16 protein-coding genes are annotated in these 12,320 nt (G+C 55.7%); 7 read left to right on the top strand and 9 right to left on the bottom strand.

The window, feature by feature from the left end; genetic code table 11:
- Positions 1–11 precede the first annotated feature (11 nt).
- The 4 genes from NTD86_RS18145 (at position 12) to tsaA (ending at position 2,542) form a co-directional block, all read left to right on the top strand.
- Entirely contained in the window at positions 12–485 is a 474-nt protein-coding gene (locus tag NTD86_RS18145; RefSeq protein WP_262204223.1) for a GNAT family N-acetyltransferase, read from the top strand.
- Between the two features lie 71 nt (positions 486–556).
- Complete coding sequence (locus NTD86_RS18140; protein WP_262204222.1) at positions 557–1,267, top strand: rRNA pseudouridine synthase; 711 nt, start codon at positions 557–559, stop codon at positions 1,265–1,267.
- A gap of 75 nt (positions 1,268–1,342) precedes the next feature.
- Complete coding sequence (locus NTD86_RS18135; protein WP_262204221.1) at positions 1,343–1,804, top strand: DUF1456 family protein; 462 nt, start codon at positions 1,343–1,345, stop codon at positions 1,802–1,804.
- A 36-nt stretch (positions 1,805–1,840) separates the two neighbouring features.
- Positions 1,841–2,542, top strand: coding sequence for a tRNA (N6-threonylcarbamoyladenosine(37)-N6)-methyltransferase TrmO (gene tsaA, locus NTD86_RS18130; protein WP_262204219.1), 702 nt, complete (start codon positions 1,841–1,843; stop codon positions 2,540–2,542).
- 97 nt (positions 2,543–2,639) lie between these two features.
- Here tsaA and fpr read toward each other — a convergent pair whose 3' ends face one another.
- Positions 2,640–3,419, bottom strand: coding sequence for a ferredoxin-NADP reductase (fpr, locus tag NTD86_RS18125; RefSeq protein WP_262204218.1), 780 nt, complete (start codon positions 3,417–3,419; stop codon positions 2,640–2,642).
- Positions 3,420–3,536: 117 nt separating this feature from the next.
- On the opposite strand from fpr, the gene NTD86_RS18120 reads away from it, so the two are divergent.
- On the top strand, positions 3,537–4,463 hold the full coding sequence (locus tag NTD86_RS18120; RefSeq protein WP_262204217.1) for a LysR family transcriptional regulator: 927 nt from the start codon (positions 3,537–3,539) through the stop codon (positions 4,461–4,463).
- Here NTD86_RS18120 and NTD86_RS18115 read toward each other — a convergent pair.
- From NTD86_RS18115 to NTD86_RS18105, 3 genes are all read right to left on the bottom strand, one after another.
- On the bottom strand, positions 4,460–4,822 hold the full coding sequence (locus NTD86_RS18115) for a diacylglycerol kinase (RefSeq protein ID WP_262204216.1): 363 nt from the start codon (positions 4,820–4,822) through the stop codon (positions 4,460–4,462). The two genes, NTD86_RS18120 and NTD86_RS18115, sit on opposite strands and share 4 nt — an antisense overlap.
- 75 nt (positions 4,823–4,897) lie before the next feature.
- The gene (erdR, locus tag NTD86_RS18110) at positions 4,898–5,548 is read right to left on the bottom strand and encodes a response regulator transcription factor ErdR (protein ID WP_262204215.1); all 651 of its coding nucleotides are present in this window, start codon (positions 5,546–5,548) and stop codon (positions 4,898–4,900) included.
- A gap of 301 nt (positions 5,549–5,849) precedes the next feature.
- Positions 5,850–6,605, bottom strand: a complete 756-nt coding sequence (locus tag NTD86_RS18105; RefSeq protein WP_262204213.1) for a tRNA-uridine aminocarboxypropyltransferase — start codon at positions 6,603–6,605, stop codon at positions 5,850–5,852.
- Between the two features lie 220 nt (positions 6,606–6,825).
- Here NTD86_RS18105 and NTD86_RS18100 point away from each other — a divergent pair, with 220 nt between their 5' ends.
- Positions 6,826–7,236 (top strand): quorum-sensing-regulated virulence factor family protein, encoded by a 411-nt coding sequence (locus NTD86_RS18100; RefSeq protein WP_262204211.1) that lies wholly within the window; start codon positions 6,826–6,828, stop codon positions 7,234–7,236.
- Between the two features lie 198 nt (positions 7,237–7,434).
- Positions 7,435–8,568, top strand: a complete 1,134-nt coding sequence (locus tag NTD86_RS18095) for a TIGR00730 family Rossman fold protein (RefSeq protein ID WP_262204209.1) — start codon at positions 7,435–7,437, stop codon at positions 8,566–8,568.
- Positions 8,569–8,631: 63 nt separating this feature from the next.
- Here the strand turns inward: NTD86_RS18095 and recX are convergent, their stop codons facing one another.
- The 5 genes from recX to NTD86_RS18070 all read right to left on the bottom strand — a co-directional run bounded on the left by recX (position 8,632) and on the right by NTD86_RS18070 (position 12,242).
- Positions 8,632–9,099 carry a recombination regulator RecX gene (recX, locus tag NTD86_RS18090; protein WP_262204207.1) on the bottom strand — a complete coding sequence of 156 codons (468 nt, stop codon included), beginning with the start codon at positions 9,097–9,099 and terminating at the stop codon, positions 8,632–8,634.
- Positions 9,100–9,107: 8 nt separating this feature from the next.
- Positions 9,108–10,220 carry a recombinase RecA gene (gene recA, locus NTD86_RS18085; RefSeq protein WP_262204205.1) on the bottom strand — a complete coding sequence of 371 codons (1,113 nt, stop codon included), beginning with the start codon at positions 10,218–10,220 and terminating at the stop codon, positions 9,108–9,110.
- Positions 10,221–10,304: 84 nt separating this feature from the next.
- Positions 10,305–10,805 (bottom strand): CinA family protein, encoded by a 501-nt coding sequence (locus NTD86_RS18080; RefSeq protein ID WP_262204204.1) that lies wholly within the window; start codon positions 10,803–10,805, stop codon positions 10,305–10,307.
- Positions 10,806–10,886: 81 nt separating this feature from the next.
- Positions 10,887–11,228: a phage holin family protein gene (locus NTD86_RS18075; RefSeq protein WP_262204202.1), complete on the bottom strand. Its 342-nt coding sequence runs from the start codon at positions 11,226–11,228 to the stop codon at positions 10,887–10,889.
- A 279-nt stretch (positions 11,229–11,507) separates the two neighbouring features.
- Positions 11,508–12,242 carry a helix-turn-helix transcriptional regulator gene (locus NTD86_RS18070; protein WP_410016992.1) on the bottom strand — a complete coding sequence of 245 codons (735 nt, stop codon included), beginning with the start codon at positions 12,240–12,242 and terminating at the stop codon, positions 11,508–11,510.
- Positions 12,243–12,320: the final 78 nt, after the last annotated feature.

Below are 12,320 nucleotides of genomic sequence, written 5' to 3'. Positions count from 1 at the left end.
CCGGAGGCACGATGAAACACAAATGGGCTATCCAAACACCCCGTATTACGGATTTCCAAACGTTAACCGAGGTGTGGGAAGCGTCTGTTCGCGCCACCCATGATTTTTTGCCTGACAGTTATATTGTGCTGCTACGCCAACTGGTCATCAGCCAGTATCTGGACGCAGTGATGCTGATTTGCTGCAAAGACCCGATCAACAAGCGTATTGCCGGGTTTGCCGGGGTTGCAGGCGGCAAGGTTGAAATGCTCTTCATCCACCCGGATTATCGAGGCCAGGGCATTGGCAAGGGCTTGCTGAGGTTCGCCATAGACGAGTTGAACGCCGAATGCCTGGACGTCAATGAACAAAACCCGCAAGCCATCGGCTTTTACCTCAAGCAAGGTTTTGAAGTAATCGGGCGCTGTGAAACCGATGGTCTGGGCCAGCCTTATCCGTTACTTCACCTGCGGTACAAGCGCCAGCCATGCCTGACACGCGCATAAGTCAAATGTTGCCGGGCTTAACCGGCGCCAGGCGGGTACAATAGCCGCCCAATTACATTACGGCCCCTGTCATGTCTGAACCGATACGTCTCTCCAAACGCCTCATCGAACTCGTCGGCTGCTCGCGCCGTGAGGCCGAACTGTTCATTGAAGGTGGCTGGGTCACGGTAGATGGCGAAGTCATCGACGAACCGCAATTCAAGGTCGACCAGCAAAAAGTCGAACTGGACCCGCAAGCCAAGGCCACCGCCCCCGAGCCCGTCACCCTGCTGCTCAACGCCCCACCGGGCCTGGACACTGACAGCGCCATGCAACTGCTCAGCCCGCAGACCCTGAGCGAAGAACACCGCTTCGCCAAGCGCCCACTCAAAGGGCACTTTCTGCGCCTGACCGTCGGCAATGAGCTGCAAGCCAATGCCAGCGGTTTGCTGGTGTTCACCCAGGACTGGAAAATCGTTCGCAAGCTGACGGCCGACGCCGGCAAAATTGAGCAGGAATACGTGGTTGAGGTGTCTGGCGAGATGGCTCCCCATGGCCTGAATCGACTCAACCACGGCCTGACCTACAAAGGCCGTGAACTGCCAGCAGTCAAAGCCAGTTGGCAGAGTGAGAATCGCCTACGCTTTGCAATGAAGAATCCGCAACCGGGCGTCATTGCCCTGTTTTGCCAGGCCGTAGGCCTCAGCGTCATTTCGATTCGCCGGATTCGTATTGGCGGCGTGTCGATGGGCAAACTGCCCGCTGGCCAATGGCGCTATATGACGGCCAAAGAAAAGTTCTAACTCCGGCCATGCCGCCCTATTTCGAGACCGCAGCCTGGCCTGCGGTGCTCACTGCCGATTATCAGGATTACCCCTATGATTCATAACGACGTATTGCGCAGCGTGCGCTACATGCTGGACATCAGCGACAACAAAGTTGTCGAGATCATCAAGCTGGGCGGTCTGGATGTCACCAAAGACGACATCGTGACCTACCTGAAAAAAGACGAAGAAGAAGGCTTTGTGCGCTGCCCGGACAATGTCATGGCGCACTTTCTGGATGGCCTGGTGATCTTCAAGCGCGGCAAGGACGAAAGCCGTCCACCGCAGCCGGTCGAGCTACCCGTGACCAACAACATCATCTTGAAAAAGCTGCGCGTGGCGTTCGAACTTAAAGAGGAAGACATGCACACGATCCTCAAATCGGTTGACTTCCCGGTGTCCAAGCCAGAACTGAGTGCCCTGTTCCGCAAGTTCGGCCATACCAACTACCGCACCTGTGGCGACCAGTTGCTGCGCAACTTTCTCAAGGGACTGACCCTGCGGGTTAGAGGTTAAAAGCAGCTTTGAGCTGCAAGCTGGGAGCCCGCGACCATGCCCTACACCGTTTCTCCCGTCGGCTTTGTCCGCTCTTGCTTCAAGGAGAAGTTCGCTATTCCTCGACAACCCCAACTGGCGCCTGCTGCCCGGGGTGTGGTGGAGTTGGTTGCACCCTTTGACCAGGGCGATGCGGTTCAAGGCCTGGAGCAGGTCAGCCATGTCTGGCTGTTGTTTGTGTTTCATCAGGCGCTGGAAGACAAGCCTCGACTCAAGGTGCGTCCACCTCGCTTGGGCGGCAACAAGTCCATGGGAGTGTTTGCCACGCGTGCTACTCACCGGCCCAATGGCATCGGCCAGTCCGTGGTCAGGCTGGACAAGGTGCAAGCCGATCGGTTGCACATTTCAGGCATCGACCTGCTCGACGGAACACCGATTCTCGACATCAAGCCGTATGTGCCTTACGCCGATATCATCGACAGCGCCAGCAACAGCATGGCCAGTGCCGCTCCGGTGCTGATTCCAGTGTACTGGTCGGACAAAGCCCTGCTTGAGGCGCATGCCCATGCGTTGCGCCTGCAGGAGCCGTTGGTGGTCTTGATTGAGCAGTGCCTGGCACAAGACCCGCGCCCGGCCTACCAAACCCCTACAGTAGAGCGTGAATACGGCGCGCAGTTCTGGGATCTGGATGTGCGCTGGCATTATCCGGAGCCGGGAGTAATTCGTGTGCTTGAGGTTGTTTTAGCCAGCCAACCGTAAGCGTCAAGATTAAGAGATCGCGAGTCGAATTGTCGTCACGAATAGCAAAAAGCCCGCGCTACCTTGAGGTAGCGCGGGCTTTTTTGTACAGCGACGCTTACTTCTCGACGAAGGCGCGCTCGATCAGGTAATCACCCGGCTCACGCATGCGTGGCGATACGGTCAGGCCGAAGCTGTTCAACACTTCGCTGGTTTCGTCGAGCATGCTTGGGCTACCGCACAACATGGCTCGGTCGTCCTGCGGATTGATCGGCGGCAGGCCGATGTCGCTGAACAGCTTGCCGCTGCGCATCAGGTCCGTCAGACGGCCCTGGTTCTCGAATGGCTCACGGGTTACGGTCGGGTAGTAGATCAGTTTTTCACGCAGCGCTTCGCCGAAAAATTCGTTCTGCGGCAAGTGTTCAGTGATGAACTCGCGGTACGCAACTTCGTTGACGTAACGCACGCCATGGCACAGGATCACTTTTTCAAAACGCTCGTAGGTTTCCGGGTCCTGAATGACGCTCATGAAAGGCGCCAAGCCAGTACCAGTGCTCAACAGGTACAGATGCTTGCCCGGCTTCAAGTCGTCCAGCACCAGCGTACCCGTAGGTTTTTTACTGATGATGATCTCGTCGCCTTCTTTCAAGTGCTGCAACTGGGAGGTCAACGGACCATCCGGCACCTTGATGCTGAAGAACTCCAGATGCTCTTCCCAGTTAGGGCTGGCAATGGAGTAAGCGCGCATAAGCGGACGGCCATTTGGCTGTTGCAGGCCGATCATCACGAACTGACCGTTTTCAAAGCGCAGGCCCGGATCACGGGTGCACTTGAAGCTGAAAAGGGTGTCATTCCAGTGATGAACACTGAGGACACGTTCGTGGTTCATGTTGCTCATGTACAGGGCTCCTAAATTCGCCAGCGCTGACTATGAGCGCGATTGCACAGCATTCTAATGGCGACGACAATATCTGTTAACTGAATTATTAAGATAAGGGTTATCGGTTATATCGATATGCGATTTACTCTCAGACAACTCCAAGTGTTCGTTACTGTCGCCCAACAAGAGAGCGTTTCACGCGCTGCAGGCTTGTTGGCTCTTTCACAATCGGCCGCCAGTACCTCAATCACCGAGTTGGAACGTCAGACCAGTTGCCAACTGTTCGACCGCGCGGGCAAACGCTTGAGCCTAAATGCCCTGGGTCGGCAATTACTCCCCCAAGCCGTCGCCTTACTGGACCAGGCCAAGGAAATCGAAGACTTGCTTAATGGCAAGTCGGGCTTTGGCTCATTGACCGTCGGTGCGACCCTGACGATTGGCAATTACCTGGCCACGCTGCTGATCGGTAGTTTCATGCAGGAACACCCGGAAAGCCAAGTCAAACTGATTGTCCAAAATACAGCGCATATCGTGCAACAAGTCGCCCATTATGAAATTGACCTAGGTCTGATCGAAGGCGACTGCAGCCATCCGGATATCGAGGTTCAGAGCTGGGTCGAGGATGAATTGGTGGTGTTTTGCGCCCCTCAACATCCACTGGCTGCCCGTGGCCACGCAACTCTCGAAGAACTGACCCGTGAAGCCTGGATTTTACGTGAACAAGGATCCGGCACTCGCCTCACTTTCGACCAAGCCATGCGTCATCATCAAAGTGCGCTCAATATCCGTCTGGAGCTTGAACATACCGAAGCAATTAAACGGGCCGTTGAGTCGGGCCTGGGCATCGGCTGTATTTCTCGCCTGGCACTGCGTGACGCTTTTCGCCGCGGCAGCCTGGTGGCGGTCGAAACCCCAGACCTGGATCTGGCACGGCAGTTTTTCTTTATCTGGCACAAGAAGAAGTACCAAACCTCTGCCATGCGCGAATTTCTGGAGCTGTGCCGCGCTTTTACCGCCGGGGTTCAGCGCAGCGACGAAATTGTCTTGCCGGCCATCGCTTAAAGCAGAATCACCGCCCACACCACAGCGATCAGGGTCAGTACCACCAATTGAGCGGCGCTGCCCATGTCCTTGGCGTTCTTCGACAAGGGGTGCAAGTCGAGGGAAATTCGATCGATCGCGGCTTCGATGGCCGAGTTGATCAGCTCAACAATCAACGCCAACAGGCATACGGCTATCAGCAACGCACGCTCGACCCGGCTCACCTCCAGGAAGAACGCCAAGGGAATCAACACCACATTAAGCAGCACCAATTGCCGAAAAGCCGCCTCACCAGTGAAGGCTGCGCGTAGACCGTCCAGCGAGTAACCGCCAGCATTCAAAATCCGTTTAAATCCGGTTTTACCCTTGAAAGGCGACATAGATAAGCAACTGCGCAAAAAAATTAATGGGGAAACTAAGCGACACGGCGTCAAAAATGCGTGAAGCCCGGCACTTTAATGGCTCGATATGGATTCCAGCTGTTGCAGCAGCAGCGCAGCCTGAGTGCGGGTCCGCACCCCCAGCTTGCGGAAAATTGCAGTCACGTGCGCCTTGATCGTCGCTTCCGAGACGCTCAACTCATAGGCAATCTGCTTGTTCAGCAACCCCTCACAAACCATGGTCAGCACCCGGAACTGCTGAGGTGTCAGGCTGGCCAGGCCTTCGCTGGCCGCTTTGGCTTCTGCCGAAACCGTCACCTCTTCAAATGCCTGGGGCGGCCAGCAAACATCACCGTCCAGTACTGCACGCACCGCGCTTTGAATGGCTTCCATGGAACTGGATTTAGGGATGAAGCCACTGGCGCCGAACTCGCGGGAGCGGACCATGACCGACGCCTCTTCTTGAGCCGACACCATGACCACCGGGATCTGCGGGTATTGCCCGCGCAACAGCACCAATCCGGAGAAACCGTAAGCACCTGGCATGTTCAAGTCGAGCAGCACCAGATCCCAATCGGCCTTTATTGCCAGCTGTTTTTCCAACTCGGCAATACTGGCGACCTCGACCAAGCGAACATCAGAGCCCAGCCCCAAGGCAACCGCCTGGTGCAAGGCACTGCGAAACAACGGATGGTCATCAGCAATCAGGATTTCGTATGTGGCCATTTTTTAAATGATCCTGTTTTTCAGGCAGGCCTGGTTTACAGCCAGGACCCGCTAAGGCAACTCGAGCAACAATCAGAAGACTGCGCATCAAAAGGCAAGATTTACGCTAAAAGTCAGAACATCTCAGCGTTTGAGCAGCATCTGCCGCCGAATCGGCGCCAAGCATGCCCAGCGAAAACGGTAGGGTCAAGCGTAAAACCTGACACTGCGGTCCAGTAAGGGCTATTACTTTGCCACCGCGCAAATCGAAAGGGGCTAACCGTTTACTTCGCCGCGAAAATTGTAGCGCTACTTCTTTAGTCTATTGAGTCCGGTTCTGAGGAAGGTCTTTTACAAAAAAGCCCAGTTCCTGATGCGCTGCACTCAATTCGTTGACCGGCAATTGGTTTTTGGCATCCAAATAATGCTGGCTGAACACATCGAAATACGCATCCAGCGCGGCCGATGCCTGAGTGTCGCCCGCCAGCTCAAGGCACAGGCTGGCTACTTCGGCCGTACACAAATGCTCACTGCGCGTGGAACGGCGTAAGCGATAGCGCGAAAGTTTCTCTGGCAAAAGACTCAGGATCGGCAACCCATCCAGATAAGGGCTTTTGCGGAATATCTTGCGGGCCTCGGTCCAAGTGGCATCGAGCAGGATAAATAACGGCCGCTTGTTGCTGTCGACTTCGACGGTATGAGTGACCCGCTCGGCCTCCACATATTCGCCGGGAAACACCAGATAAGGCTGCCACTGAGGGTCCGCCAACAAGGCCAACAGGTCTTGATCGGTCTCGGTCCGCGACCAGATAAAGGCAAAGTTGTCGCTGACCACGTCTGCGATCAACCACCCGGTATTGCTGGGCTTGAACACTTCTTTTTTGGTCATGAGCAGGCATACGCCCGAGCGCGAGCTGACCTTTGGCCGCCACCGACATAGACAATGACTTTCTATCACGCGGCAGGTATGGCAGCGCGGCGCACGAGAACCACGCGCCAAATACGGTTTGGTGCTCTCCTCTTCACGCTCGTCTCGTAAACGGGCTACAGCGTTAGGGGAAAAAGTCGTCAATGTCATTGGTTTTTACTTACGGCAGCAGCCGCCGACTCGCCTCGATTTGGCGAATAAACGGGCTCAATAGAGAAAGTCGCGCAGTCTACCAGAGGGCACGGGCCTACATGCCAAAGCATGACGTCGGGCATTTCCTGACACTCAATGCTGACCTATACTCCTGCGCCACTGAACGCACAGATCGATGACGGGTCAAAGCCTGCGTCACGCAAATCAGGAGAGATTCATGTTGCGCACTATTATTCCAACCGTAGCCCTATTGCTGGCCCTGCCTGTGGGCGCGCAAGCTGCCTCTCTTGCAGAATTCAACCTGAACAAGTCCCTGCAAGCGACGGCAGACGCCAGCAACGTGGGAAAACCGCGGGCTATCAGCCCTGATCTGTTGGACAAGGGATTTACAGTGGATGGCACTGTCCTGATCAACAGCCTGGAAGCCAGCCCGAACATGGCCGCCAAAATGCGCTCGGCCCCTGAGTTGGCTGTTCCACAGTTGGGCCGCAGCGTTTGCAGCGATCCCAATTTCCGCAAACTGATGGCCCGGGGCGCCACCATGCGTTTCGATATCCGCGAATACAATACCAACGCGCCGGTGCTGACCCAGGATATCCGTGCTGAAAACTGCCAGCGTAAAGGCTGATCGCCCCAGCGCATCACGCCGTCACTGCTGACGGCGTGCCCTCACCCGCTCTGTAATTCTTCATTTACATCAGCCAATTAGCGGTTGCCAGCGCTGATACACCGGGACCATTATCAAGGTATCGTGATGGACACTGTGTGTCTAGGCGCCTGAGCAATGTGCGGCGCTCTCAAGGATGCTGTGTAGAAGGAGAATTACATGTCCGATCAATCCAATGATTCTGTCCCGCTGTTTTTCGAGGGGCAGGGCCTCGACCTAGCTCAACACGTCGATGCCCAGCTACAGCTGGTCGCACCTGACAGCCCGAATCGTGCGCTGTATCGCGAAATGCTGTTCACCGTGCTACGCATGGCCCACGACGATCTTGATCGCTGGAATGCCAAGATCATGCTTCAAGCCATCCGCGAGCTGGAAAAAACCTTCCGGGTGCTGCAAACCTTCAAAGGTCGACGCAAGGTCACGGTTTTTGGCTCAGCACGCACTCCCGTTGAACATCCACTGTATGCGCTGGCCCGCGAGATGGGCGCGACACTGGCTCGTGCCGACATGATGGTCATCACCGGGGGCGGTGCCGGTATCATGGGGGCCGCCCACGAAGGCGCGGGGCTCGAGCACAGCTTGGGTTTCAATATCACCCTGCCTTTTGAGCAGCGCGCCAACCCGACAATCAATGGCTCTGCCAATTTGCTGGCCTTTCATTTCTTCTTCACCCGCAAGCTCTTCTTCATCAAGGAAGCAGATGCCCTGATCATGTGCCCTGGAGGTTTTGGTACGCTGGATGAGGCCCTGGAAGTACTGACATTGATTCAGACCGGCAAATCGCCTTTGGTGCCCATCGTGTTACTGGACATGCCAGGCGGGACGTATTGGAAAAGCGCACTGGAGTTCGTTCACAGCCAGTTGGAAGCCAATCAGTACATTTTGCCTAACGATCTGAAATTGATGCGCTTTGCCCACAGCGCCGAAGAGGCCCAGGCCGAGATCAATCAGTTTTATAACAACTTCCATTCAAGCCGCTGGCTGAATAAAACCTTTGTTCTGCGCATGAAGTACCCGCTTAACGTGCATGCGTTGGCGCACATCCAAAAGGCCTTTGCCGATATCTGCTTGAACAATGGGTTTTGCCAGTCGCCAGATGACGGGCAGGATCATGACGCGTCACTCAACTTGTACTGTTTGAGTTTCGCGTTCAGCGGGCGCAATCAGGGGCGTTTGCGCGAACTGGTCGACTTTATCAACCTGCCGCAGCACTGGGAAATGGACGACTTGGAAACTACTGCGGCGCAGTGTGAGTCGCTGGAGAATCAAGTAGCCAGTGAACGTTTGGTGTAAGGATTAAAACAGGCGCGCTGCGCGACTCATCGCAGCCTTTGGCAGCGACTACAGGTGTAGTCGCTAGTCATCAAATTCGCGGCCGCTTAACACGCGACCAATCATATCCAGCGTATAACCTCGGTAACTTAAAAAGCGACCTTGCCGGGCGCGCTCTTTGGCATCTGCAGGCAACTTACCGGCAAACTTACGGCGCCAGGTGTCTTCCAACTGTGCTTGCCAGTTCAAGCCACACTCACGCAAAGCTTCTTCTATATCACCGCGCGACAAGCCGCGCTGGCTTAGCTCTTCGCGAATACGCATAGGACCATAGCCAGAGCCTGCACGGTAATTGATATAGCTTTCGAGGTAACGCGACTCCGACAACAGCCCCTCTTCCGTTAAACGGTCGAGGGCGATGTCGATCATGTCAGGGCAAGCGCCGCGCTGGCGCAGTTTACGCGTCAGCTCGACGCGACCATGCTCGCGTCGCGCGAGCAGGTCCATTGCAGCTCGCCGCACCGCGACGAGGTTATCCAAAACGACAGTCATGAGTTCTATCAGTTGTCGTTTTCTGCAGAGTTTTCGAACTCGATTTCTGCCGCTTCAGCTTCTTCAGCCGCTGCCTTGGCCGCCTTGCTCATTTTTGGCATGACTTTCAATTCAGCCAGCTCGCTTTCAGTCTTTGGGCCCAGCAGCTTGGCGCGCAATTGTTTCTCAAGGGCGTCCTTGATGTCCGGGTTATCGTCCAGGAACTTGGCAGAGTTAGCCTTGCCCTGACCGATTTTGTTGCCGTTGTAGCTGTACCAGGCACCCGCTTTTTCGACGAAACCATGCAGTACGCCCAGGTCGATCATCTCACCGTTGAGGTAGATGCCCTTGCCGTACAGGATCTGGAATTCAGCCTGACGGAATGGCGGTGACACCTTGTTCTTGACCACTTTGACGCGGGTTTCGCTACCCACCACTACATCGCCTTCTTTCACGGCACCCGTGCGACGGATATCCAGACGTACCGACGAGTAGAACTTCAAGGCGTTACCACCGGTGGTGGTTTCCGGGCTACCGAACATGACACCGATTTTCATACGGATCTGGTTGATGAAGATCACCAGGCAGTTCGCGTTTTTGATGTTGCCGGTGATTTTACGCAGCGCTTGCGACATCAGACGAGCTTGCAGGCCCACGTGCGCGTCGCCCATGTCGCCTTCAATTTCAGCTTTAGGAGTCAGAGCGGCCACGGAGTCGATGATGATCACGTCAACCGCGTTGGAACGTACCAGCATGTCGGTAATTTCCAGCGCTTGCTCGCCCGTGTCCGGCTGAGAAACCAGCAGGTCATCGACGTTTACACCCAGCTTGGCCGCATATTCAGGGTCAAGGGCGTGTTCGGCGTCAACGAAGGCACAGGTGGCGCCGGTTTTTTGCGCTTGTGCGATAACAGACAGTGTCAGGGTGGTTTTACCCGAAGACTCTGGACCGTAGATTTCAACAATACGGCCTTTTGGCAGACCGCCAATGCCCAGAGCGATGTCCAGACCCAGCGAGCCGGTAGAGATGGCCGGAATTGGCTGGCGATCCTGATCGCCCATCAGCATTACGGCGCCTTTGCCGAATTGACGTTCGATCTGACCCAGGGCCGCAGCCAAGGCTTTCTTCTTGTTGTCGTCCATTAAAGTCCTCTCAAAATCAATAAGGCCGTGACGGCCGATAACTGTATAAGTAGCCAGTATTATTCCACAGGGTTAAACGATCGCCTACCCCTGATTTTCTATTTCTCGTACCGTTCGGCGTATTAGGCCTTCCAGCGCTGCAATAACGGTTTGTCGGCGGACCTCATCGCGGTCGCCGGGGAAGTGCCTGCGCTCGGCTGTCACCTCATCACCCACGCCCCACGCCAACCATACGGTGCCCACTGGTTTTTCTGCTGACCCACCACCGGGGCCAGCCACGCCACTCACCGCCACAGCAAAGTGGGCACCACTGTGCGCCTGTGCACCGCGAACCATTGCCTCGACTACCTCACGGCTGACAGCACCCACCTGAGCAAATAAAGGGTGTGGTACATCAAGCTGACGGGTTTTCTGCTGATTGGAGTAAGTGACGAAACCAGCCTCAAACCAAGCAGAGCTGCCTGCGATTCGGGTTATGGCCTCGGCGATGCCACCGCCGGTGCAGGACTCGGCCGTTGTGACCTGGGCGTCAAGCGTGTGCAATTGGCGCCCAAGTTCAGCCGCCAGTTGAGATAGTGTGTCCATGAGGCTCTCCGGTGGGTGCGTCCAAGCGCCATAACCTACACCAGCAAGTGGATGTTAAACAGCCGCAGCCCTGTTTGGGGCCTAACGTTCGCTGCGCGAGTCAGACGCAGGACTCTCGACCCCCAGCCGCTTTGCCGCCCAACGTTGATACACACTGATCGCGGCATCGGCCCCCGCCAGGGCGGTCAGGCAGCCGAACGCACCAGCAGCCAGAATCGACATCCCCGCTGCATACAACAACATGAAGGTGGACACACCACATACCATGCAGGCTCCGGAACGCAACGCCAACCGCCGTACCAGTAGCCAGCCGCTGGCGCCATCTTTGTCGGCGCGCCACATCTCGCCAAAGACGCCGCCCACCAAAGCGAGAAGGATGACCAGCAGCAGGGGCATTTCCTGCAATATTTGCGGCTCATTCATCGTGTCATCACTCCTGAATCCTTACTGATAGAAGCCAATACCTGGCCTGAACTGAACAGCGGGCGCAGCCCGATGCACCACATCCCTGCGCGGTGTCAGACCAGTGGGAACCGCGATGAACAAAGACTATGCATGTATGAATATACAGTCAATGCACCAGTGCATATATTTGTTTTGCCGACCGTCAACAGTCAGCCAAGGCAGCAGGCGCAGTACGATCGATCTTTTAAAAGGCAGAAAAAAACCCACTTTAACGTGGGCTTTTTCTTGAAGCGAAGGTTAGCGAGCGTACATGCCCCACCAGAAGACATGCCCCAGAATCACCAGTTGCTCATCCTCCAGATCGCAGTAGTCATAGTCCTCATCGGGATACTCATCGCGATTAAAACTACGCAAACGAATGCCACAGGGCAGACGGTACAGCTGTTTCACGCGCAACTGACCGTTGTGGTTGAGGGCATAAAGATCACCGTCGATGACCTCATCAAGTGAGCGCCTGCCGACATTGACACCCACTGTGGCGCCGTCACGCAGCACCGGGAGCATGCTGTCACCGCGCACCGTGACGCATTTTGCCTGGTCGAACTCCACCCCGTTGTGGCGCAAGCTGCGCTTGCCGAAACGCAATTTAGCCCGCTCGCTTTCCTCAATGGCAAAACGCCCAGAGCCGGCGGCCAGTTCGACCTGACGCAGAAATGCTATGGAGACTTCGTCATCGGCCACAGGCGTGTCGTCATCCCACAACGAGATGTCACGCAACTCAACATGCCTGGGCGCAGAGTCAGAAAGACGCGAACCTGGCAGATCATCCCGGCCACGCAGGCGATCAGTACTGATGTGAAAATACTCGGCAATTTTGGAGATATGTCTGTCGGAGGGATCGACAATTTTCCCGCTCAAGATCCGCGAGAGTGTCGACTGCGGCACGCCCGTGCTCCGATGCAGCGCCATCGCGCTGATCTGATGCCGAGCAAGCAGCTCTTTCAAGACAGATGAAACATTTCGTTTGGACATGCCGGGAATAGTGCTGGCCGTGTTTATAGATGGCAAATGCTATTTCTTCTATTTATAGCAACGTGTCAGCACGCCCGG

The sequence above is a fragment of the Pseudomonas sp. 7P_10.2_Bac1 genome, from assembly GCF_025465935.1.
GTDB lineage: Bacteria > Pseudomonadota > Gammaproteobacteria > Pseudomonadales > Pseudomonadaceae > Aquipseudomonas.
Note: the sequence above shows the minus strand (reverse complement) of the source record. Positions and strands in the feature narration are given on the sequence as shown.